The organism is Hyphomicrobium sp. (assembly GCF_041674905.1).
GTDB lineage: Bacteria > Pseudomonadota > Alphaproteobacteria > Rhizobiales > Hyphomicrobiaceae > Hyphomicrobium_B.
Map to the genome: position 1 here is coordinate 24728 of NZ_JBAYUV010000004.1, position 23766 is coordinate 48493.

At 61.6% G+C, this 23766-nt stretch carries 20 protein-coding genes and 1 pseudogene; 7 read left to right on the forward strand and 14 right to left on the reverse strand.

The window, feature by feature from the left end:
- Positions 1-19: 19 nt before the first annotated feature.
- From WC026_RS02580 to WC026_RS02590, 3 genes are all read left to right on the forward strand, one after another.
- Positions 20-865, forward strand: a complete 846-nt coding sequence (locus tag WC026_RS02580) for a pseudouridine synthase (protein ID WP_372709242.1) — start codon at positions 20-22, stop codon at positions 863-865.
- Positions 862-1419 carry a 16S rRNA (guanine(966)-N(2))-methyltransferase RsmD gene (gene rsmD, locus WC026_RS02585; RefSeq protein WP_372709243.1) on the forward strand — a complete coding sequence of 186 codons (558 nt, stop codon included), beginning with the start codon at positions 862-864 and terminating at the stop codon, positions 1417-1419. Before WC026_RS02580 ends, rsmD begins: the two co-directional genes overlap by 4 nt.
- Before the next feature lie 142 nt (positions 1420-1561).
- Entirely contained in the window at positions 1562-2518 is a 957-nt protein-coding gene (locus tag WC026_RS02590; protein ID WP_372709244.1) for an alpha/beta fold hydrolase, read from the forward strand.
- On the opposite strand, the gene WC026_RS02595 is transcribed toward WC026_RS02590, so the two are convergent.
- Together WC026_RS02595 and WC026_RS02600 are read right to left on the reverse strand one after the other, a co-directional pair.
- Positions 2473-3033 carry a DUF2239 family protein gene (locus WC026_RS02595; RefSeq protein WP_372709245.1) on the reverse strand — a complete coding sequence of 187 codons (561 nt, stop codon included), beginning with the start codon at positions 3031-3033 and terminating at the stop codon, positions 2473-2475. The two genes, WC026_RS02590 and WC026_RS02595, sit on opposite strands and share 46 nt — an antisense overlap.
- Before the next feature lie 72 nt (positions 3034-3105).
- Positions 3106-4386 (reverse strand): sugar MFS transporter, encoded by a 1281-nt coding sequence (locus WC026_RS02600; protein WP_372709246.1) that lies wholly within the window; start codon positions 4384-4386, stop codon positions 3106-3108.
- A 383-nt stretch (positions 4387-4769) separates the two neighbouring features.
- Between WC026_RS02600 and WC026_RS02605 the strand changes: the two genes are divergently transcribed.
- Both WC026_RS02605 and bfr read left to right on the forward strand, forming a co-directional pair.
- Positions 4770-5105 carry a bacterioferritin-associated ferredoxin gene (locus WC026_RS02605; RefSeq protein WP_372709247.1) on the forward strand — a complete coding sequence of 112 codons (336 nt, stop codon included), beginning with the start codon at positions 4770-4772 and terminating at the stop codon, positions 5103-5105.
- Between the two features lie 141 nt (positions 5106-5246).
- Positions 5247-5738 (forward strand): bacterioferritin, encoded by a 492-nt coding sequence (bfr, locus tag WC026_RS02610; RefSeq protein WP_372709248.1) that lies wholly within the window; start codon positions 5247-5249, stop codon positions 5736-5738.
- A 96-nt stretch (positions 5739-5834) separates the two neighbouring features.
- Here the strand turns inward: bfr and mutL are convergent, their stop codons facing one another.
- The 9 genes and pseudogenes from mutL to WC026_RS02655 all read right to left on the reverse strand — a co-directional run bounded on the left by mutL (position 5835) and on the right by WC026_RS02655 (position 18307).
- Positions 5835-7616 (reverse strand): DNA mismatch repair endonuclease MutL, encoded by a 1782-nt coding sequence (gene mutL / locus WC026_RS02615; RefSeq protein WP_372709249.1) that lies wholly within the window; start codon positions 7614-7616, stop codon positions 5835-5837.
- Positions 7617-7645: 29 nt separating this feature from the next.
- Positions 7646-8998, reverse strand: a complete 1353-nt coding sequence (locus WC026_RS02620; protein ID WP_372709250.1) for a glucose-6-phosphate isomerase — start codon at positions 8996-8998, stop codon at positions 7646-7648.
- A 106-nt stretch (positions 8999-9104) separates the two neighbouring features.
- Complete coding sequence (locus tag WC026_RS02625) at positions 9105-10520, reverse strand: M16 family metallopeptidase (RefSeq protein ID WP_372709251.1); 1416 nt, start codon at positions 10518-10520, stop codon at positions 9105-9107.
- A 4-nt stretch (positions 10521-10524) separates the two neighbouring features.
- The gene (locus WC026_RS02630) at positions 10525-11940 is read right to left on the reverse strand and encodes a M16 family metallopeptidase (RefSeq protein ID WP_372709252.1); all 1416 of its coding nucleotides are present in this window, start codon (positions 11938-11940) and stop codon (positions 10525-10527) included.
- A 254-nt stretch (positions 11941-12194) separates the two neighbouring features.
- Positions 12195-12668, reverse strand: a complete 474-nt coding sequence (locus WC026_RS02635; protein WP_372709253.1) for a hypothetical protein — start codon at positions 12666-12668, stop codon at positions 12195-12197.
- Positions 12669-12731: 63 nt separating this feature from the next.
- Complete coding sequence (lspA, locus tag WC026_RS02640) at positions 12732-13256, reverse strand: signal peptidase II (RefSeq protein ID WP_372709254.1); 525 nt, start codon at positions 13254-13256, stop codon at positions 12732-12734.
- A 100-nt stretch (positions 13257-13356) separates the two neighbouring features.
- A complete protein-coding gene (gene ileS, locus WC026_RS02645; RefSeq protein ID WP_372709255.1) occupies positions 13357-16551 on the reverse strand; it encodes an isoleucine--tRNA ligase in 3195 nt (1064 codons plus the stop codon).
- 332 nt (positions 16552-16883) lie between these two features.
- On the reverse strand, positions 16884-17810 hold the full coding sequence (locus WC026_RS02650; RefSeq protein ID WP_372709256.1) for a bifunctional riboflavin kinase/FAD synthetase: 927 nt from the start codon (positions 17808-17810) through the stop codon (positions 16884-16886).
- A gap of 59 nt (positions 17811-17869) precedes the next feature.
- A pseudogene (locus WC026_RS02655) lies at positions 17870-18307 on the reverse strand (MaoC family dehydratase).
- A gap of 244 nt (positions 18308-18551) precedes the next feature.
- Between WC026_RS02655 and WC026_RS02660 the strand changes: the two are divergent.
- A complete protein-coding gene (locus WC026_RS02660; protein ID WP_372709257.1) occupies positions 18552-19352 on the forward strand; it encodes a DUF1013 domain-containing protein in 801 nt (266 codons plus the stop codon).
- Between the two features lie 11 nt (positions 19353-19363).
- On the opposite strand, the gene WC026_RS02665 is transcribed toward WC026_RS02660, so the two are convergent.
- Positions 19364-21079 carry a SulP family inorganic anion transporter gene (locus WC026_RS02665; protein WP_372709258.1) on the reverse strand — a complete coding sequence of 572 codons (1716 nt, stop codon included), beginning with the start codon at positions 21077-21079 and terminating at the stop codon, positions 19364-19366.
- A 54-nt stretch (positions 21080-21133) separates the two neighbouring features.
- Positions 21134-21454, reverse strand: coding sequence for a helix-turn-helix domain-containing protein (locus WC026_RS02670; RefSeq protein WP_372709259.1), 321 nt, complete (start codon positions 21452-21454; stop codon positions 21134-21136).
- A gap of 310 nt (positions 21455-21764) precedes the next feature.
- Between WC026_RS02670 and WC026_RS02675 the strand changes: the two genes are divergently transcribed.
- Entirely contained in the window at positions 21765-23390 is a 1626-nt protein-coding gene (locus WC026_RS02675) for an acyl-CoA synthetase (RefSeq protein WP_372709344.1), read from the forward strand.
- Between the two features lie 54 nt (positions 23391-23444).
- On the opposite strand, the gene WC026_RS02680 is transcribed toward WC026_RS02675, so the two are convergent.
- Positions 23445-23717: a hypothetical protein gene (locus WC026_RS02680; RefSeq protein WP_372709260.1), complete on the reverse strand. Its 273-nt coding sequence runs from the start codon at positions 23715-23717 to the stop codon at positions 23445-23447.
- Positions 23718-23766 lie beyond the last annotated feature (49 nt).

Genomic DNA, 23766 nt, shown 5'->3' on the forward strand with positions numbered 1-23766 from the left:
TCACATCGAATCCATCGAAATGGCCAAACCCATCACATCCAATACCGCAGACACGCGCGACGGTCCCATGCGTATCGCCAAGGCGATGGCGCGCGCCGGCCTTTGTTCTCGCCGCGAGGCCGAACGCTGGATCGCCGATGGGCGGGTCAGCGTCAACGGCAAGCTTCTCAAGACCCCGGCATGCGAGGTCGGAGCGGGCGACAAAGTCATCGTCGACGGCAAACCGCTACCGGCCGCCTCGATGCCGCAGCTCTGGCGCTATCACAAGCCAAAGGGCGTCGTCACCACCCATTCGGACCCGCAAGGGCGTCCGACCGTGTTTGAAAAGCTGCCGCCCGAGATGCCGCGCGTGATTTCCATCGGCCGCCTCGACTTCAATACGGAAGGGCTATTGCTGCTGACGACGGACGGGGCACTGGCGCGGCACTTCGAGCTTCCCGTGAATGGCTGGGTTCGCCGTTACCGCGTGCGCGCCAAGGGCCGCGTCACGGCCGCCGACCTCGCCAAGCTCAAGGAGGGCATCGAGATCGACGGCGTCAGCTATGGGCCGATCGAAGCCACGGTCGACACCGTGCAAGGCGCGAATTCGTGGCTGTCGATCTCGATCCGCGAAGGCAAGAACCGCGAGGTTCGCAATGTGCTGGAGCACCTCGGGCTTACCGTCAACAGGCTGATCCGCGTATCGTTCGGGCCGTTCCAGTTGCTCGATCTCGCGCCGGGTGCGGTCGAAGCGGTGCGCCACCGCGTGCTCGTCGCGCAGCTCGGTCCGAAAGCCGCCGCGAGCCTCGGACTTTCCGAGAGCCAGGAGGAGCGCAAGGAACGCCATGCGCGCGGCAAGGCGGCGAGCGGGCGCGACAAAGCATGAGAGTTGTTGCGGGACGATTTCGCGGCCGCGCTCTCGTGGCGCCGGACGACATGGGCATTCGTCCGACATCCGATCGCGTGCGCGAAAGCGTGTTCAACATCCTGATGCACGGCATGGAGGATTTCACGCTCGACGGTACACGCGTCATCGATCTTTTCGCCGGAACGGGTGCGCTCGGCATCGAGGCTGTTTCGCGCGGCGCGGCCTATTGTCTTTTCGTGGAAGAGGCCGCCGAGGCGCGCGCGCTGATCCGGCGCAACGTCGAAGCTTTCGGGCTTACGGGCGAGACGCGCATTTTCCGTCGTGATGCGACCGATCTCGGACCGGCCGGAAACATGGGGCCCTATGGGCTCGCATTTCTCGACCCGCCGTATGGCAAGGGCTTGGGCGAAAAGGCGCTTGCGGGTCTCTCGGACGGGAACTGGCTGAAGCCCGGCGCGGTCTGTGTGCTCGAGGAGAAGGCGGGAGCGCCAATCGCATTGCCTCAGGGCCTGCAACAGATCGACGCGCGGAGCTGGGGCGACACCGAAGTCCGGTTTCTACGGTTCAACTAACGCTGAGAATGCAGCGGAATTTGATCCATCGCATCGCGACGTGGTTAAGGACAGATTACCCATCCGGCCTATCTTGAACGAACAATTTCCGATCCATTTGTGTCTCGCTTGCGGAACTTGGGACGTGGTCGGATGATAGGTCATGGTCTGGCTACCGAGCAAAATCTGGAGTGAAAGGCGCTTCAACGGACTTCCGTCCGCTGTCGCGGGAGACGCTGCGTTTCGCGTTTTCTGCACGCCGTCGATTTCGGAGCGGCGCGCGGCGAACCATCGTCAGCTTACGGAGCGTGCGCGCTATCATTTGCGCAATGCGCATTGGGAGCGTCTCGATACGCCCGTCGGCGACGTGCAGACGTATGTCTTCGAGCCCGACCAGCAGATCGCGCCCGGCATCGTCCTCATCGTGCATGGGTGGACGGGCGAATCCTCATTCATGACCGCGATAGCCGAAGCCATACGGCGCAGCGGTTTCCGCGTCGCGCTGTTCGATCTCCCTGCGCATGGCTTGAGCAGCGGCCGCTCGACAAACCTCATCGATTGCGCACGGGCGACGGTTTCGGTTGCCGAGCAGCTTGGGCCGGTTCATGCGCTCGTCACGCATTCGTTCGGCGGCTTGATCTCACTCGTCGCCGCCGAGGGCCACGCGCCGATGCCGGGAAAGTTGCGAACGAAGCATATCGCGCTGATCGCGAGCCCCAATTATCTCTCCGATGTCACAGAGCATTTCTCGCGGCATTGGGGACTTGATGTCGTCGGCCGCCGCGCCTTCGAGCATCGGCTTGAACGGCTCGGCGGACGGACGCTCGATTGTTTTGCGGCGGCCAAGCTTCTTCCCGCGAGCGGTATTCGCGGTCTCGTCGTTCACGCGCCGGACGACGCGGATGTACCGTTCCGGTGCGCGGAGGAAATCGTTGCGGGTGTACCCGGTATGGAACTCCATTCCTTCAACGGGCTTGGCCATCGTAACATTCTGTTTGCGTCGCCCGCGACACGGGCCGTGACGTCGTACCTGAAACGAACGGTGCAGCCGCAGCCGGTCGAGAGCCGCGTCTATCAGCCGGTAGCTTCGAATGCTCCGTTCGCGAGCGTATCGGCATAGTCTCGGATGCTGCGCGGCCAGTCGCGAATCAGCGTTTCGAACATCTCGCGGTCTTTTGCGAATAGCGCGCGCGTCGCCTCTTCGAAACCGGGCAGGTTCCCCGCCATCGCCGACATGAAACGGTAAGCGCGTTCCTGCGCGTCGCGCGCATCCGCGCTGCCCGGGTTGGCACGGCGAGCTTCCTCGACGAGCCTGCGCAACGTCACCGACGCGCCGCCCGGCTGCTTCGCAAGCCAATCCCAATGACGCGGCAACAACGTTACTTCGCGCGCGGTGACGCCGAGCTTCGGACGCCCAGGTCCGCGTGGCTCGTCGGCCGTGGATCGCGGAGCTGGATGTCCGGTGTCTCGCAGATCGAAATCGACCTGGACACCGGTTGCATCATCAAAGATCAGGATTGCCGCATCAGGCTGGCGAGACAGGCGTGCGTTGATCGCGGCCACGAGTTCCGCCCGCGAGCCGGCGGCCAAATTGCGGTCGCCGTCGAAGGCTGTGAATTTTGCATCGGTCGTCAATGTTGCGCTCCAGCGTTTGTTTGAGCGCTTATTATCCGGGTAAAACCAGACTTACAATATACCCGGGTAAAATTATTTCGTGGCGGATCCGGGTACGCTCCGGTGACCGCTCAGGCCGTAATACAGAATGTACAGATAGCTCGGGATGGCGAGGACCAGATAAGCGAGCTGGAAATCGATGTGCTGTTTCAGGAGCGCGAAGGCGTAAGGCATCAGCGCGCCGCCGACGACGCCCATGATCAGCAGCGCTGAACCCGTCTCGGTCTGGCGGCCGAGATCCCTGATCGCCAGCGGGAAGATCGCCGGCCACATCATGGCGTTGGCGAAGCCGAGGCTGGCGATGAAGGCGACCGATACATAACCGCTCGTGACGTAGGCTCCGATCGCAAGCACGACGCCGAGCGCCGCCGAGATCGCGAGGTAAGCCTGCTGTGACGCGAACCGCGGGATCAGCAGCAGACCGGCGACGTAGCCGACGAGCATCGCGAACAGCGTGTAGGACGTGAACAGCCGCGTCGCGTCAAGCGGAAGGTCGAAGCCTGCGCCGTAGATGCCAATGGCGTCGCCTGCCATCACCTCGAGGCCGACGTAGAGGAACAGGCACAGCACGCCGAGCCAGAGATGCGGAAAGCGGAAGATGCTCCGAGCCTCTGTGTCGTCATCCGTCCGACTTGCCGCGCGGACGTCCGGCAAACCGGAGCGCGCAATCCAGACCGCCAGCGCCGCGAGCAGCGCCGCCATGATCATGTAAGGCCCGTGCACTTGCGCGGCGAAGGCATCGAGCAGCGCTTCACGGGCGGCCGGCGTCGGCGCGGCTTTCACCCGCGCATCGAAATGATCGAGGCCATGCAGAACAAGCGCTCCAAAAACGAGCGGCGCGAGAACGCCTGCAAACTTGTTGCAAATTCCCATGACGGCGATGCGCCGGGCGGCGCTTTCGCTTGGGCCTAGAATGTAGACGTAGGGATTGGACGCCGTCTGCAGCAGCGACAGTCCGGCGCCGATCACGAACAGGCCGGTGAGCGTTCCGGGGTATTGCCGCGCGGTGGTGAAATGACCGAAGACGAGCGCGCCCGCCGCCATGACGAAAAGCCCGAGCGCCATGCCCTTCTTCATGCCCGTCCGGCGCAACACGGCGGACGATGGCAGCGCCAGGAAGAAATACGAAAGATAGAACGCCATCGGCACGAGGAAGGCATTCACGTCATCGAGGTCGAACGCGAGCTTGACGAACGTGATCAGCGGCCCGTTCAGCCAGGTCACGAATCCAAAGATGAAAAACAGGATGCCGATTGTGACAACGGGGCCAATGCGGCCGGTTTCGACGTCACGGCCGGTGGCGGGGAAGGTCACAGCGACGCGGGCCTTTCCAGCGGCTTGGGGCGTTGCCGGTACCGGCCGTTCGGAAGCGCCTGCGCAGCATAGCTCCGCGAATCATAACCACGGCCGTCGAGCGATGAATCCTGCAATAAATTCAATGCCGTTTCCGTCATTTGCGCTCGCTTCTCATCGTCCACGGGCAAAGTTAGGGCAACGGCCACTTCGTTGCATCCCCGCCGTGCGCAACAGCGTGGAGATCTTTTCGGATGGCTTTGATTTGGCCGCTTTTCGTACTATGTCAAAGGAGGCGAAAGGTGACTTGACTAAAGTATACTTTTTCGCGCAACTAACGTCCGAAGTTACCCTCGCGGGTATCCGATGCCGGGGCCTTGAACCCCGATTGATTGGAGCCGAACGTGATCATTTGCTCGTGCGCCGTTATCTCCGACAGGGATATCGAGCTTGCCGTCTCGGAAATCATGAGTTCGGATCCCGGACTGCTGCCGACGCCGGGCGTCGTTTTCCGCCATCTCAACAAGAAAATGAATTGCTGCCGCTGTGCGCCCGTGGCTGTCGGGACGATCTATGCCGCGATGGACCGGCTCGCCCAGAGTACGCGTGTCTGCCCGTTCGCGCTTGCCGAAGCCCGCGCCAAGCTTATTCTGATCGAAGAGCGCCGCGAACGCCGCCAGCGCCGCCTCGATGACGCCTACGCCAGCCGCAGGCCCTCCACGGCGACCGCTGCCGCCTAAATCTGACAAAGCCGGAAAAAAATGCATGGGCTGCGACACACGTTGCGGTCATGAATTTTTTTGTTCCAATCCGATAGTAGTCTAGTTTAGAATGGTTCTGGTTTAGCCAGAGCGGCGGCACATTTCGGCTTGGAGCGGCACATGAAGGGTAACAAAGAAGTCATCACGCGTCTCAACGAGGCATTGAAGCTCGAACTGGGCGCGATCAATCAGTATTGGTTGCATTACCGACTTCTGGACAACTGGGGATTTAAGAAGCTCGCAAAGAAAGAGCGCAAGGAATCGATCGAAGAAATGGAGCACGCCGACCGGCTCATCGATCGCATCGTCTTCCTCGACGGTCACCCCAACCTGCAGCACGTCGCGCCGCTGATGATCGGCGAGAACCTGAAAGAGGTTCTGGAGTGCGATCTCAAGGGTGAGAACATCGCGCGCGATCATTACAAAAAATCGCGCGAGATCTGTCGCGACCTCGGCGATTACGTGACGATGGACCTGTTCGAAAGCCTGCTGAAGGATGAGGAAGGCCACATCGACTTCCTCGAAACGCAGCTCGATCTGCTGTCGCGGATCGGCATCGAGAACTACGGCCAGCTCAACGCCGAAAGCGCGAACGACGGCGACGATCACTGATCGATCCACGGCATCCCTGAGCGGGCGCATATTGCGAGACCGCTCGGGGATTGCGCCCACACCGCGTTACAGCATCTATTTATGCCGCAAGCGCATCTAGCGTCTTCCGAACAATCGTTCGATGTCTGAGAGTTTGAGCGCGACGTAAGTCGGGCGGCCGTGATTGCATTGCCCTGAATAGGGCGTCGCTTCCATCTGGCGGAGCAGCGCGTTCATTTCCTCGACCGTCAGGCGCCGTCCCGATCGCACGCTGCCATGACACGCCATGCGCGATGCGACCGCCTCTAGCCGATCTTTCAAAGCGCGCGCTGTTCCGTCGGCGCGAAGCTCAGCGGCGAGGTCTTTCACGAGCCCATCGACATCGGTATCGCCGAGCAGCGCGGGCGTCTCACGAACGGCGATCGCGCCGTCTCCAAACCCTTCGAGCACCAGCCCAAGCTCGGCAAGCTCGGCGGCGCGGCTTTGCAACAGCTCGGCGTCATCGGGATCGAGCGTGACGATCGCCGGGATGAGCAGTCCCTGCGTCGCCACTCCGCCGTTCGTCAGCGCGGCTTTGAATTTCTCGTAGACCAGACGTTCGTGCGCGGCGTGCTGATCGACAATGACGAGGCCATCGCGCGTCTGCGCCACGATGTAGTTCTCGTGTACCTGGGCGCGGACGGCGCCGAGCGGCTTGTCGATCGATTGTTCCGACTTTTCGGCTTCCGGCACGCGCATGTCGGCGCTTGGCATATCGATGGCCGAGAATGCAGCCGGTGCGGATTCAGCGAACGCGACGGCCTGCGACGGCAGCGCGGGCGGCGCGCTCGGAAGCACGCCGGCGGAGAAGCTCTCGACCGTCAGCACACCGCCTTGCGCCGACGCCCGATGGCCTGCGGCTTCCAGCGCCTGTCGCATCGCTCCGATCATCAAGCCCCGGATACGGCCCGCGTCGCGAAATCGAACCTCGGCTTTTGCGGGATGCACATTCACGTCGACATCGGGCGGGGCGACGTCGAGAAAAATCGCCAGCAGCGGCGAGCGTCCGCGCGGAATTAAATCGCCATAGGCGGCGCGGATCGCACCGATCAGCAGCTTGTCCTTCACCGAGCGGCCGTTGACGAACAGAAATTGCTGCATGCTGTCGGGCCGGTGCAGCGTCGGCAAACCGATGAAGCCGAAGACGCGCATCGGTCCGAGCGCACCACTGCCGCCGCCCGAGATTTCGAGCGCATCGGCCATGAACTCATGGCCCATGATGGCGCCGATGCGTTCGAGCCATGCCGAGGACGAGCGCTCGCCGCGCGGGTAGACGACGGGCCGCTTCTCGCCGGTCTGCAGTGCGAAGCCGATCTCGGGATGCGCCATCGCAAGACGGCGAACGACATCGGTGACGGCCATCGTCTCTGCGCGTTCCGATTTCAGGAATTTTAGCCGCGCGGGTGTTGCGGAGAAAAGATCGCGGACTTCGACGACCGTTCCCGGATTGGCGGCTGCGGGCTTGATGGCCTCCTTCGCGCCGCGGATAACGCGAATTGCAAATCCCTGATCGGCGTCGCGCGGACGCGAGCGGATTTCAAGTTCGGCAATCGAACCGATCGACGGCAACGCTTCGCCGCGAAAGCCAAGCGAACGAATATCGAAAAGGTCTTCCTCATCGAGCTTCGAGGTGGCGTGACGTTCGACAGCGAGCGTGAGATCGTCCACGCTCATGCCGGAGCCGTCGTCGGTCACGCGGATCAGCGACAGCCCGCCGTCCGCAACGACGATCTCGATGTGCTTCGCACCGGAATCGATGGCATTCTCGACGAGCTCCTTGACGACGCTCGCCGGGCGCTCGATCACCTCGCCCGCCGCGATGCGGTTGACCGTCTCGGGGCTAAGCTGCCGGATCGCCACGGCGACCGTCTCCTCGTTTCAAAAGCGCGTCACGCGCCTTTGGCGAGGCGCTCCTTGGTCAGGACTTTGGCAAGCTCGACGGCGGGCTGATCGAACGGATCGAGCCCAAGCAGGCGGCCTGCGAGAATCGTTTCGATCATAAAGTGCATCAACAGCGCACCGAGCGTTTTTTCATCGAGTTTTGCAAGGTCGATTGTGCGCACGGGGCGGCCGGCGCGGGCAAGGGCTTCGGGCACGGCGTGCGCCTGCGCGGCGACAATATCGCCGATGGTGTGGCCGCCGAGCATGTCTGCGCAAGCGAGCTTCGCGAGGCCGGGATCAATTTTCGGGCCGACGCCCTGGCTCGCGACACGGATGATCGTCAGGTAGTGCTCGCGCGGCCCATCCATGAACAGTTGCAACTGGCTGTGCTGATCGAGCGGTCCGAGCGCACCGATGGGCGATGTCCCCTCGCCGCCCTTGCCGAGACTTTCCGCCCAGAGTTGCACGAACCAGGCGGCGAGACGGCCGAGCCGATCGGCATACGGCATCATGACAAGCGTCTTGATGCCTTTTTCCTTCGACAGCGCGACCGCCATTGCGGCGCCGACGGCTGGCGTAAAATCTTCCGCACTCTTCGATGCCTGTAAGGTGTCGACGACGGATTTTGCTCCGGCGCGGATCGCTCGTATGTCAAGGCCGCGTGCTATCGCGGGCATCATGCCGACGTTGGTCAGGCATGAGAAGCGGCCGCCGATGCCGGTATGATGCTCAAGCATCGGAATGTTGAATTCTGCGAACAGCGTGCGCAGGCCGTTCGCCTTGCCGGGCTTCTCGGGCTCGGTGATGCCGAGAAAAAGTTTCGGAATTTGCGCTTCGAGACCGGCTGCTTTCACGGCGGAGAGCGTCGCGATCGTCTGCGCCAGCGTTTCGGCCGTTCCACCCGATTTCGATGTCACGATGAAGCGCGTTTCGGCGAGGTCGAGCGTATTCAGAACGCCTGCGAGCGTTTCGCCGTCGAGGTTGTCGTAGAAGCGCGTGCGCGGCCGCGATTTCTGGCCCTCGGTCGCGACGCCCGGAATTTTCCAGCCTGCGATCTGCGCCAGCGTCTGCCCGCCAAGGCTCGATCCGCCCGTGCCGAAAAATACGAGAGTTTTCGCGCCGACACTCAAGCGCGCGAGCGCCGCTTCGGCGGCATCGATGTCGGCCGTATCCTCTACGATGCGGAGCAGCGCCAAGCGGTTCTCGCGATAATCGTCCTTCAGCGCCGCGACGTGCGGCTCGATGCGCGACAGCCAGGCGGCGTAAGCGGACGGCGCGAGGCCATGCTCTCCGATCGCCGCTTCAAGGCATCCGCTGATGTTGTGCTGGAAATTGCTTCCGTGGTGCTGCACGTCCTGCATGGCGCTTCAAACGCTCCCGGCTGAAAACCGATTCCCGCGTAGCCCATTTCACAGGCACGGCCAAGAGGCGGAAGGCCCCACCGGATTTATTCGGCGGGGCCTTAATTCAGCCGCGTGTCGGGGCTGCGACGCGACCTTGAGCAGCCGGGATTTCCGACTTCATGCCATCGGGCTTGCCAACGACCGTGACGATCAGATCATCGGATTTCAAAAGACGCGCGGCGACGCGCTTGGCATCCGCCATCGTCACCGCGTCGATCATCTTGTTGCGGTTCTCGACGTAGTCCGGTCCGAAACCTTCCTGCATCAACCCGAGGAGCTGAGAAGCGATCTTGGAGTTCGTATCGAAGCGCAGCGCATAGGAGCCGGTGAGATACGATTTCGCGGCATCGAGATCGGCTTCCGTCGGGCCGTTCTCGGCCATCTTCTTCATCTCCTTGCGGATGATGTCGAGACTTTCCGCCATCGATGCGTTCTTGGTGGCGACGCTGCCGACGAGGATCGAGGTATTTCGGTCAGGCTGAACGTAAGTGTAAACCGAGTAGGCGAGCCCACGCTTCTCGCGCACCTCCTCCATCAGCTTGGCGGAAAAACCGCCGCCGCCGAGGATGTGATTGATGATGAAAGCCGCCATGAAGTCGGGATCCTTGCGCGGCATTGCGCCGAGGCCGAAAATGGCGACCGACTGCGGCACGCCCATCTCGACGATGCGCTGGCTGCCGCCGCTCTGCGGTTCGGTCTTGGCGACGGGGAGCAACTCGGCTTTGGCGGGAAGGCTGCCGAACACGTCGTCGATCAGCTTTCCAAGCTCGGCAGGCGAGATGTCGCCGACGGCCACGACCTTCAGATTATCGCGCGCGAAAATGCGCTTGTGATAGGCGATGAGATCGTCGCGGTTTATTTTGGAAACGGTTTCCGCGGTCCCGCTCGACGGGCGCGCATAAGGATGGCCTGCGAAAGCCTGCGCGTACCATTCGCGCATCGCGACCTTGGTCGGGTCCTTATCGGAGTAGATGATATTCGCGACCAGCTGCTGGCGAATGCGTTGGACGGCATCGTCGTCGAAGCGCGGCTTCTGGACCGAAAGCTTCAGAAGCTCGACGGCCTTGTCGCGGTTGACCGTCAGCGTCTCGAACGAGCCGTAAAGCGAATCCTTGGTATCGTCGTAGCTCATGCGCATGGAGATATCTTCCACACGCTCCTGATACTCTTCCGACGTCAGGTCGCCCGCGCCTTCGTCCATCATCGCAGTGAGGAAATTGGCAACTCCAGGCTTGCCCTCGGGGTCCTGGCTGCTGCCGCCATCAAAGGCGTATCTGAGCGAGATGAGCGGAACGCCGTGTTCTTCTACGAGCCAGGCCTGAATGCCGCCCGGCGATGTGATCTGCTGAATGTTCATTGCTGCTGCCGGACGAGTGAAGGAGAGAAGCGCGACGGACGTCACCATCGCCAAAGCCAACGCGATGTTGTGACGTGCCACGGCGCGACCCGCCGTAGCAATCCCACGGGACAGGATCTGCATCAAATCACCTCAGTTCGCTATTTGCGGAGGGAGGAGGCACGTCTTGCGCCTGCGCGACGCCGCTTTGGTCGGGGATCAAGTAGCCCGTCACGGACGCCTTGAGATTGAGGTATTCGCCGGCGACCTTTTTGACATCTTCCGCCGTCACCTTGGAAATGGCGGCGGGCCAGCTCTCGACGTCGGCGACCGTGCGTCCGATCGCGAGGTTCCATCCGTAGCGGCGCGCAAGCGTCGCCTGGTTGTCGCTCTCGTAAATGTAATCGGCGAGATAGCCGCGCTTTGCACGCGCCAGCTCGGCGTCGGTGACGCCGTTCTTGGCGACGTCGGCGAGCACGTCATCGATCGCGGCTTCGACTTTCGGCAACGGGACGCCGTCGGCGGCCACTGCGTACAGCGAAATGCTGCCGCTATCGAGGTTGGAACCGGAATAGTCACCGCCGGCGCTCGTCGCGAGCTTCGATTCGACGACGAGTTTTTTATAGATGCGGCTGGTCGTGCCGGAGCCGGTGATCTTCATCAGCAGATCTAGGGCTTCGGCTTCGCCCGGCTTCGCCGTGACATAGCTCGGCGTCAGATAATAACGCTGCAGCGAATAATTGCCCGCACGCGGGTCTTTCAGTTCGAGACGGCGCGGTGCGAGCGGCGGCGGATCGCTCGGGCGATGACGAACGGTCGTGACGTCGGGGTTATTCGGGATCTTGCCGTAGGATGCTTCGGCGAGCGTTTTGACCTCATCGGGCGTGACGTCGCCGGAGACAATGAGGATGGCGTTATTCGGCGCGTAGTAATGCTTGTAGAACGTCAGTGCGTCCTGACGCGAAAGCTGCTGCATCTCGTGATACCAGCCGATGACCGGCGTGCCGTAGGGATCGTTCAGATACAGCGCGGCATTCATCTGCTCGTCGAGGAGCGCGGAGGGATTGTTGTCGATGCGCGAGCGACGCTCTTCGAGGATGACGTCGCGCTCGGTCAGGACTTCCTTTTCGTCGAGACGGAGGTTGACCATGCGGTCGGCTTCCATCTCCATCATCTTGCCGAGGCGATCCTTGGCGACGTGCTGGAAGTAGGCCGTCGTGTCGTGGCCGGTGAAAGCGTTGTCCTGACCACCGAGACGGCTGACGATTTTCGAAAACTCGCCGACCGGAATTTTATCCGTCGACTTGAACATCAGGTGTTCGAGAAAATGCGCGATGCCCGACTTGCCGCGCACTTCATCCGCGGCGCCGACGCGATACCAGACCATGTGCGTCACGACGGGAGAGCGATGATCGGGAATGACGACGACATCCATGCCGTTGGCGAGCTTGAATTCGGTCGCGCGGGTAGCCGTGTCGGCGGCGTAGGCTTCGGGTGTCAATGCGAGCATGGAGAGCGCCAAAATGGTTAAGAAGCGGAACCGGGGGAACGTCACAAGACGCATATCGTGGGTCCTTCGACGGTACGCAACGGCGTGCGGGTTGCCTACCTTTTTCGGATGATAGCGACGTCCCCACGCACGGGGACAACATTTCGCGACGTGCCATCCGATGACGGAAAGGACTGTCCGCGAAGCCGGGGCAATGAGCGCGTTCGGCAGTATAAAAGTCAAATGACAAGGCGTTCATCTGACGTGTGCAAGACGGGGATCGATCAGGGTTTTAAATCGGCAAATAATTTTTGATGACGACGCAGCGATTATTGCGTCTGCGTATCTTCGTCGTCGCTCTCGCCTTTGCCGGAGGCCATCCAGTTCTTGACGCCGGTCAAGATCGACGGGTGGCACGATCCAAGAGGTCCCGATGCCGAATCAGCCGTTGCGTCGCCTCTGGCTTTCGCGTCTTCGTAGTTGACCTTGCAGTAGGCCTCCTGCTGCCGTTGCAGTTCGGCTTTCGACACGCCTCTCTTGGCGTCGACGTCCTGAACCGCCAACTCTGGCTGATTGGGCTTGCCGCTTCCGGGCGGCGGCAGGGCTTCGAGGCCCGGCGGTACCACAAGTGGCTGACGGGCGGCCAATTTGGGCTCTTTCGGCGCAGAGGTGTCGTTCAGGCCGACGGCATCGAAAATCTTGCCGTTGAGCTGAACACCGTCGAATCCGCAGCCCGAAACCGCAAGCAGGGCCGCGCCAAACGGCGCAAGCAGCAATGCTTTTGCATATGATTTCAAAGGCATAAAATCCCCGTACCCCGGCGCCGCTAGGCCCCGACCTGCGGCAGTATCCCGACATTTGCGGCGCTAATGCGACTCGCCCCAGAAGGACTCATACAACAGGACCAGAACGCCAGCAACGATCGCCATATCTGCGATGTTGAAGACGTACCAGTAATACCCATAGGCATGCAGCGAGAAGAAGTCCGCGACGCCGCCAAGGCGCAGGCGGTCGATGGCGTTTCCAATCGCGCCTCCGATGATCAGGCCAAGGCCCGTCGCCATCAGCCGGCTGGCGCCCGAGCGGTTGAGCCAAAGCCAGAGACAGGCGCTTGCTAACAGCGCGAAGGCGGTCAGGAAATATTGGCCGATCGGACTTTCCTGATTGAACAGCGAATAGCTGATGCCGATGTTCTTGACGTAAGTGATGTCGAAGAACGGAAAAATCTGCACACGGCCTTTATTGGCGATGTCGTAGACCGACAGCATCCACCATTTGTGAACCTGATCGATGGCGACGGTCGCGACGATGATGGCGAACGCCAGCGGCGCCGTTCGACCCCAGAGAAAGCCATTGGGGCGCTGCACCTGCGGAACAGGCTCGACGTTCATGATGCTGCTCCGTGCTGGTCTGAACTGTATCCTCTCCCCAAAAATGGGGATGACAAGACTACCGGGAACGCAAAACGGCAAAAGTAAGAGGCAGCCGCCATCACGCGACGGCCTCCGCATCGATTTCGCGAACGGCGGCGGCATCGCGGGCGGAGAGATCGGGATAGGCCGAGTCTGAACCGATATCTTTTGTGATGCGCCAGGAGCGCGCGCACTTCTTGCCGTCCGCGCGCTTGACGATGACGCCGACGCCGTCCTCGTTCGGCAGCGTGAACGCTCCTGCGGGAACGGCTTTATCAGAGATCGAAATGTCCGACGTGATGCAGACTTCCGCCATGTCGACGCCTTCGAGACCCGACATCAGATCGGCGTCGGTGACGTAGACCTCTGGCGCCGCTTCGAGCGACGAGCCGATTTTCTTATGGGCGCGTTCGATTTCGAGCGCACCCGTCACGACGCTGCGGACTTCCTTCACGCGATCCCACTTGGCGGCGAGATTATCGTCGCGCCATTCGCGCGGGATTTTCGGGAACGGCAGCAGATGAATGCTCTCACCGTCGTTGGGGCGATATTGCAGCCACGCTTCCTCGGCCGTGAACGACAGGATCGGCGCCAGCCATTTGAGCAGCGTGTCGCAAAGTTTGTCGATGACCGTCAACGCCGCCTTGCGCTTCAGGCTCGAAGGCGGCTCGCAATAAAGCGTGTCCTTGCGAATATCGAAATAGAACGCGGAAAGCTCCGTATTCATGAACTGCGTGAGCAGACCGACGATCTTGCGATAATCATACGTCTCGTAGGCCTTGCGGATGTCGTGATCGAGCTCCGCAAGCCGGTGCAGCATCAGGCGTTCGAGTTCAAACGGCTTCATATCCTTGAACGACACGGCATCATTCGGCTTGAAATGCGCCAGCGCGCCAAGCATCCAGCGCAGCGTATTCCTGAGCTTGCGGTAGGTTTCCGAAAACGTCTTTAGGATTTCCGGACCGATGCGCAGATCGTCGGAATAATCGGACGCCGCCACCCAGAGACGCAGAATGTCGGCGCCGGATTTCGCGATCACGTCCTGCGGCGCGACGACGTTGCCCAAGGATTTCGACATCTTCTGCCCCTTCTCATCGAGGACGAAGCCGTGCGTCAGCACGACGTCGTAGGGAGCATCTCCGCGCGTACCGCAGCTTTCGAGCAGCGAAGAATGGAACCAGCCGCGATGCTGGTCCGAGCCTTCGAGATACATGACGCGGTCCTGGCCGCCGTCACGCTTGCGACGCAGGCCTTTAAATCCAGGGAACGCCACGGGGTCTTCGAGCGTGAAGGCGTGCGTCGAACCTGAATCGAACCAGACATCGAGCACGTCCTTGACCTGCTCCCACTTCGGCAAATCCTTCTCGGGGACGAGGCCTTTCAGGAAGCGGTCTTTCGCGCCTTCCTCGAACCAGACGTCGGCGCCTTTTTCGGCGAACGCTTTCTCGATGCGCGCCGCAAGTTCGTCCGACTTATCGAACTCGGGTCCCGGGATGACCTGATCGGTTTCGACGTTGCGGAACACGGTGATCGGCACGCCCCAGGCGCGTTGGCGCGAGACGACCCAATCGGGCCGGTTCTCGATCATGCCGGTGATGCGGTTCTCGCCCGCCGCGGGCACCCACTCGACGCGCTTGATTTCGTCGAGCGCGAGGTGGCGGAGGGTCGGTAGGTTATGCCCTTTTTTATTGGCGCTCGGCGACTCTCCTGCCGAGAGCCGGCCGCCGAGCGCGCGATCCATCGAGATGAACCACTGCGGCGTGTTGCGGAAGATGACCGGCTTCTTTGAGCGCCACGAATGCGGGTACTGATGCTTCAGGCGGCCACGCGCGATGATGTTGCCCGCGTCGGCCAGCGCCTTAATGACGGCGTCGTTGGCGTCGCCCTTGTCGCCGTTTTCCTTCAGCACGCGTTTGCCTTCGAAGCCCGGCGCTGCCTTGGTCAGCACGCCGTCGGCATCGACGGTGAACGGAACGGTTGTATCGATCCCGCGATTACGCAGCGCTTTCTGGTTCTTCGTCCAGATGATGTAGTCGTCTGCGCCGTGGCTGGGCGAGGTGTGGACGAAGCCCGTGCCAGTATCGTCGGTGACGTGATCGCCATCGAGAAGGGGAACGTCGAAGTTGTAGCCGAGAGATGCGAGCGGGTGGGCACAAATCATCGCCGACAAATCACTAGATTCAACGGTCGACCGGCGCGAATATGTTTCGACTTTCGCCGATTTCATCACATCTGCAGCAAGCTTGTCGGCAAGAATATATATATCGCCGATCTTCGCCCAATTGCCTTCTGGTGCATGAGTAACTTCGTACAGACCGTATGAGATTCGAGAGGAGAAGCTGATCGCACGGTTGCCGGGAATGGTCCACGGCGTGGTGGTCCAGATGACGACCGAGGCCCGGTTCAAGAGCACACCAGCGGCGCCTAGCTTCTCGCCTTCCTCAATACGCGGGGGGAGTATGTTTCCCGAAGGATCGACGTCAGCACTAACCCAACCGAGAGACGATGCGTGCTTCACCGGAAACTTCACCCAGATCATATCGGACTGGTGGTCCTGGTATTCGACCTCGGCTTCGGCGAGCGCCGTTTTTTCGACAACGCTCCACATCACCGGCTTCGAGCCGCGATAGAGCAATCCACTTTCGGCAAACTTCATCAGCTCGCGCGCGATGATCGCCTCGGCGTTGTAGGCCATCGTCGAATAGGGGTGCGCCCAGTCACCGACGACGCCGAGGCGCTTGAATTCCTCGCGCTGCACGTCGAGCCAGTGCGCGGCGAACTTGCGGCATTCGTCACGGAAGGCGTTGATTGCGACCGGATCGAGGAAGTTCGGCTTCTCCTTACCCTTGGCGCGATACTGCTCCTCGATCTTCCATTCGATCGGCAGGCCGTGGCAGTCCCAGCCGGGCACGTAGTTGGAATCGTGGCCGAGCATCTGCTGCGATTTGACGACGAGATCCTTCAGGATCTTGTTCAGCGCGTGCCCGATGTGGATGTTGCCGTTCGCATAAGGCGGGCCGTCATGCAGCGTGAACTTCACGCGGCCTTTCGACTCGGCGCGCAGTTTTTCGTAAAGGCCGATGTCGGCCCAGCGCTTCAGCAGCTTCGGCTCAAGCTCCGGCAATCCGGCGCGCATCGGAAACTCCGTCTGGGGCAGAAACAGCGTTTTGCTCCAGTCGCGGCCCGTGGCATCGGCGGCATGAGCCTCTGGCGCACTCCCGGCGCTGGATCTGGCTGCGCCCGGCTTGGCGGCGGCCTTTTGGTCTTTCGACATCAAGTGATCTTTCGTTTAAAATCAGCGGGCGTTCTAGCAACTGCGCCGCGCCTTAGCAAAGCGGCATCGGGAGCCTTTGCCACAGCGGAGGCCAACCATTTCGGGACGACAAACCGGCGCGGCCGGCGAAGATCGGTTTTTTCGTCTTTATCCGGGGGCCTTTTATGCTAGAGGCGGGGCGAACAACGGAGATTACCCATGCAGATGACAGATTCCCGCCGCCGCCAGATCCAGGCCCGGCAGCGCAAGGCCAAGAACGCAGCAAAGCGCACCGCGAAGATCGCAAAGCGCGAACGCAACGAAGCCTGACACAAACGCAGGCGGACGCGGGCTCAGTTGGCCGCCAACACCGCTTTCGCCTGCGCGATATCGGCTTCCATCTGCTCAACCAGTTCCTCGGGCGAGCGGAACCGGCGATCGGCGCGGATGAAGTCGATGAACTCGACTTCAATCTCGCGGCCGTAGATGTCGCCATTGAAGTCGAACAGGAAAACCTCGAGCACGGGATGGCCGTCGTCGAAGGTCGGACGTGTCCCGAGGTAGGCCGCCGCATCGTAAGTCCGGCCGTCGAGATGCGTGCGCACTGCGTAGATGCCGTGACCGAGCGTCGTGCCTTTCGGCATCGGAACGTTGGCGGTCGGAAAGCCCATGCCGGTTCCGCGTTTGGCGCCGCCTATGACGCGGCCCGAGACGCGCCACGGCTCGCCGAGCATGTGGGTCACGCCTTTGACGTCGCCCTGCGCCAGATGCAGGCGAACGCCGGAGGATGAAAAGACCGCGCCGTCCTCGGCAATCGGCGGCATGACGGTGACGCCGAAGCCAAGCTCTTCGCCCGACCGAAGCATCAGTTCCGGATTGCCGCTGCGCTTGTGGCCGAAATAAAAATCGTAGCCGATGACGACGTGCGTCGCGCCCAAGCCAGCAACGAGAACGCGCTCGATGAAGGCTTCCGCCGGAAGCGCCGCAAGTTCTGCATCGAAGGGTTCGACGAAAACCAAATCGAGACCCAGCTTCTCAAAAATCGCGAGCTTGCGCGTCAGTGTCGTCAGGCGAAACTGCACTTCGTTCGGCTGAAAGAACTCGCGCGGATGCGGTTCGAAGACCATCGCCGCCGACGGCGCGCCTTTGGCTCGCGCCTTGGCCTTCGCCTCGCGGATCAGCGCGCGATGACCGCGATGAACGCCATCGAAGTTGCCGATCGCAATCGACGCGCCGCGATGCTCCGGCGGCACATGCTTATGGCCGTGAATGACGTGCATGCGCTGCGCGTTCCTTCAATCCCGACGCTGCTTGAAGAATTTTCGCGCCTATCCTGCTCTCACTTCGGGCGCGAGGGAACCATCAGGACGGCTTCGCCGGTGAGTACGGGTTTGCCCGCGACCGTACAGACACAATCGAACCGCGCCCGCTTTTTCTCAGGAATAAGCTCGATGATGCGGACAAGCGATTCGACGCGATCATCGATCTTGACCGGCCCTTTGAAGAACAACGATTGCGACACGTAGATCGCGCCCGGGCCTGGCAACTTCATGCCGAAGAGGGCAGAGATGTAACCCGCCGACAAAATGCCGTGCGCGATGCGTTCCTTGAATATCGTCCCCGAGGCGTATTCGGCGTCGAGGTGCACCGTGTTCTAGTCCCCCGACAGCGCCGCGTAGGCAACGATGTCCGCGTCGCTGACGATGCGCGACATCGAGGCTTCCTGGCCGACCTCCAAGTCCTCAAAATATTTGGTCCGACCGGCTGTCGCGAGCATTCCATTAGTCCTCGTTGCATTGATCCAGCTCAGGTCGCCCCAAACTCGCCGGCGCGACACTAACGCCTCATAAACACCGCCCGCAACTGCGCGAGGGGCCTTCGGGCTGCGGCGTTCTTGCATTCTGGAGGCTATTCCAGCCTTGCGTCCGCTGGCTCGAAAGCGCTATAAGCGGCCATTCCCTTTAATTTACCTTTGTGCTGCCTTTCGCGGATGCCTGCGGAAGACCGAAAGAGGATTGTCCATGAGCGACCGCCGCCCCCTTATGCCGAAAGCCACCGCCGTCTGGCTGGTGGAAAATACGGCGTTGTCTTTCGACCAGATCGCTGAATTCTGCGGCTTGCATCCTCTCGAAGTCAAAGGCATCGCCGACGGCGAAGTCGCCCAGGGCATCAAGGGCATGGACCCGGTCACGAACGGCCAGCTGACGCGCGAAGAGATTGCGAAGGCGGAAAAGGACTCGTCGCACAAGCTGCAACTCGCGGAAAGCAAAGTGCAGCTGCCGCCGCTGCCGCAGACGCGCAAAGGCCCGCGCTATACGCCCGTGTCGCGCCGCCACGACCGGCCCAACGCCGTGCTCTGGCTGCTCAGGAATCATGCCGAACTCAAAGACAGCCAGATCATGCGCCTCGTCGGCACGACGAAGCCGACCATCGCGCAGATCCGCGACCGCACGCACTGGAACTCGGCGCAGCTGACGCCGCAGGACCCGGTGACGCTCGGACTTTGCTCGCAGATCGACCTCGATGCCGAGGTGAAGAAGGCGGCGAAGCGCACAGAGCGTGATCGCAAGGATTCAGGTCTCGATCATGAGAAGGCCGGGACGCTACTGCCCGCCTCCGAGACGACGGCGTCATCCACGACCGCTCAGATCCTGGCACCGAAGGCCGCCGAGGAAGCGCCAGAGGAAACCCCTGAACAGGAGCAGGCTCGCGTCTTCGCGAAGCTCAAGGGTATGAGTTCTCCCAAGGCGGAAGAAACCGACGAGGACGAGGACGCGGACGAGAGTAAGAAAGAAGAGAAGAAGGAGCCGGACGGCGAATAACCGGGCCGGACCTATTCTTCTTCGTGCGCGCCCTCGCGGATCGTGGCGAGCGCATCCTCGATTCCCACGGCGTAGTGGACTAGCGGCCGACGCAAACCGGCGTTCAGCAATGCACGGCGGATGTTTTTGCTCGTTGACGTAAAGTAGACCGTCGTACCCGCCCGCTTGAGCTTCTTCGCGAAGCCTTCCAGCGATTTGGCGGCGGTGCTGTCGACGAGCGGGACTTCGGAGAAGTCGAGCACGAACGTTTTCGGCTGGGCACCGATGCGGTCGAGCACGGCTCCAACGGTCGCCGTCGCGCCAAAGAAGAATGCGCCTGAAATCCGGTAAACCATAACGCCGTCGTCGGTGATGCGCGGCATCTCCCTTCCGTCGCCTTCGGCGCTATCGGCCTGGTCGTCGGCAATCAGCACGCCGCCGGTCTCGACTTCCACGGCTTCGGCCATGCGATGCAGAAAGAGGAATGCGCCGAGCGTAACGCCGACGGCAATGGCGGTTGTTAGGTCAACGAAGATCGTCAGCAGAAACGTCGCAAGCAAGACGGCCGCATCGCCACGCGACGCCCGCATCAGGCTCACGAATTCGCGTTTCTCGGCCATATTCCATGCGACGATGGCGAGGACGCCGCCGAGCCCGGCCAGCGGGATGTAGATCGCGAGCGGCGCCGCAATCAGCATGAACAACAGGACGAAGGCTGCGTGCAGTATTCCCGAAACCGGGCCGTGCGCTCCGGCGCGGATATTGGTGGCGGTGCGCGCGATCGTGCCTGTCACGCACATGCCTCCGAACATGACGGCGGCGCAATTGCTGACACCCTGGGCGACGAGCTCGCAATTCGAGCGATGCTTGCGGCCCGTCATGCCGTCTGCGACGACGGCGGAGAGAAGGCTTTCGATGGCGCCGAGGAGCGCGATCGAGAGGGCATCCGGGATCGCCGCCTGGATTTTCGCGAGACTGACGTCCGGGAAGTGCGGCGCGGGAAGCATGCGCGGGACGCCGCCAAAGCGTGAGCCGATGGTCGCGACATCAAGATGCATAAACGCCGTCAGGATTGCCGTTACGCCAACGGCGATGAGCATGCCCGGCCAATGCGGCCTGACGCGCCGGATGCCGAGAATGATGGCGATCGCGAGAAGCGATACGAATACGGTCGATGGCCGGATCGAGCCGATCGCGGCGCCAATTGCCTCGATTTTTGGGATGAGGGCGGCTGGCTCGTGCGCGATATCCAGGCCGAGCATGTCCTTCACCTGGCTGGCGAAGATGATCACGGCGATGCCCGTCGTGAAGCCGACCGTCACTGGAAAGGGAATGTATTTGATGTATGTCCCGATGCGCAGGAAACCGGCGGCGATCATGATGAGGCCGGCCATCGCCGTGGCGAGCACCAGACCGTCGTAGCCGGCGCGTTCCACGATCGACGCGATCAGGACGATGAAAGCACCAGCGGGGCCGCCAATCTGAAAACGGCTACCGCCAAGGGCCGAGATCAGGAAGCCACCGACGACGGCGGTGAACAATCCTTTCTCCGGCGACAATCCGGAGCCGATCGCGATGGCCATCGACAACGGCAATGCCACGATTGCAACGGTGAGACCGGCAACCGCGTCGGCCCGGAACGCGGCCATGCCGTAGCCTTCGCGCAGAACCGTTATGAGCTTTGGTGTAAAAAGCTCCGCAAGACTCGGCGTCGCGCGCTTCGTTCCGGCCATCGTGGACATAGACATCGTCGTTCTCTCGAATGGGTAGACCACCACGCCGTGCGGGGCGCGGTCTGGCGATCAATCGGGCGTGCGCAGCAAGCCCCGTTTTTTTCGAACCGGCTCAGGCGCGGGCATGGCCACCGTAACGGCAGCGCGCTCCTTCATGCGAACGCCGCGGCCCTGTCCGATGCTCGGCGTGCTCTCGCCGATGAGCTCGACGCCCCCGGCGTCGAAAGCTCCGACGACCTTCATCAGCGTGGCGACGACGCCGCGCACATTGCCTTCGCTTGCTTCCATGCGCTGGATCGTCGGCAACGAGACGCCCGCACGCTCGGCAAGCGTCTGCTGGTCGATGCCGAGAAGAGCCCTCGCGGCCCGCATCTGCGCTGCTGTGATCACCTACACCTCACCCTGTCCAAGCTTCAACACTAATATTTGATGTTTTATACATCAATATGCAATTTTGAAGCATGATACGAGAGTCGTATCTCGCAGCCCTGCAAAACGCTGCAAAAGGCGCTCGAAAAAACGATTGGCGCTCTCCGCCGCTGCGGGAGCGCACGAACCCAGGCGCTGGCGTTCAGGGTGGGAGAATCCAGGATTGATGCGACAGGGGGCATTCGCTAGCGTCGCATCGATGTCAAACCTGCGCGCGGTCAATGCGCCGGCAACGTCGGCGGTTGAATTGAAATTTTTCGGGGCAGCACACGTGTCGAACCCTTTCGAGCAAAACCTTGATAAGAATCCTGCCAACTACCAGCAGCTGACGCCGCTCTCATTCCTTGCCCGCACGGCGGTCGCCGCTCCCGAGCACATCGCGATCATCCACGGCAATGCGCGCATTTCTTATGCGGAGTTCTACAAGCGCTGCCGGCAGCTCGCGAGCGCGCTTTCGGCGCGCGGCATCGGCCGAGGCGATACGGTTTCCGTCATGCTCGCGAATACACCCGCGATGCTCGAAGCGCACTTCGGCGTGGCGATGACGGGCGCCGTTCTGCATACGATCAACACACGGCTCGATGCGGCGGTCGTCGCCTTTCAACTCGATCACGCGGCGACGAAGCTGCTCCTCACAGATCGCGAATTCTCCGCCACGATGAAGGCGGCCCTGGCGCTCGCAAAAGCGCAGCCGATCATCATCGATTACGATGATCCGGAATTTCCGCAGACGGGCGAAGCGCTTTCCGCCGACGACTATGAGGCCTTCGTTTCCAACGGCGATCCCAATTTCGAATGGCGCTGGCCGGAGGACGAGTGGGAGGCGATCTCGCTCAACTATACGTCCGGCACGACGGGCAATCCGAAAGGCGTCGTCTATCATCATCGCGGCGCGGCGCTGATGTGCTACGCGAACACGATCTCGACCGGCATGACGCGCTTTCCCGTGTATCTCTGGACGCTGCCGATGTTTCACTGCAACGGCTGGTGCTTCCCGTGGTCAGTGACGCTGGCGCAAGGCACGCACGTTTGCCTTCGCTGGGTGCGCGCCAAGGCGATGTATGATGCAATCGCCGATCATAAGGTTACGCATCTTTCCGGAGCACCGATCGTGATGGCGACGTTGCTCAACGCGGCGCCGGATGAGAAGCGTCAGATTTCGCATGTCGTGGCATTCAATCACGCCGCCGCGCCGCCGCCCGCAGCCGTCATTTCCGCGATGACCGATGCGGGTTTCGAGCTGACGCATCTTTATGGCCTGACCGAAACGTATGGGCCGGCGACGATCAACGAGTGGGACCCGTCGTGGAACGCCCTCCCCGCACCGGAGCGGAGCGCCAAGCGCATCCGACAAGGCATTCGCTATGTGGCGCTTGAAGCCCTGACCGTCATGGACCCGGAGACGATGACCGAAGTCCCGGCCGACGGCGAAACGCTCGGCGAAGTCATGTTCCGCGGCAACATCGTCATGAAAGGCTATCTCAAGAACGAGAAAGCGACGGACGAGGCTTTCGCCGGGGGCTGGTTTCATTCCGGCGACCTCGGCGTGCTGCATCCCGACGGCTACATTCAGCTCAAGGATCGCTCCAAGGACATCATCATTTCGGGTGGCGAGAACATCTCGTCGATCGAGGTCGAGGAGGTGCTTTACAAACACCCGAGCGTCGCGTTCTGCGCGGTGGTCGCCAAGCCCGACGAGAAATGGGGCGAGACGCCGTGCGCGTTCGTCGAACTTCGCTCCGGCACGACCGCAACGGAAGAGGAAATCCTCGAGTGGTGCCGGCAGGGGCTGGCGCGCTACAAGGTTCCGCGCCGCGTGGTGTTCGCCGAGGTGCCGAAGACATCGACCGGCAAGATTCAAAAATTCAAACTTCGGGAAATGGCCAAAGACGCTTGATCCGGGGCGGCGTCCGTTCGAGACGCCGCTCGCGGTATCAGCGTCAGTTGATCGCTACTTCACCAACACCCGCTTCTGGCATTCGAGCCAATGCGAAATCACGCTCCGGTCATGGAACTGGATCGCGCCGCAGTTCTGGCAAACGATCATCAGCACATTGACCGGCGCGGTGGACGATGGGTCAGCGCGCTGGCAGGTCAGCGTGTGAACATCCACATCGCATTGCGACCGAAACCGACCACAAACGGGACAGCCGGTAATGTGCTTACCGAACAGGAAGCGATCGACTTCAGCTTTTGAGATTGGCTGCGTGCAGGTTTCCGTCATCAGATTCACCGTGTGACAGGCCCTTATTCAATAAGGGTAAGATGCGTCG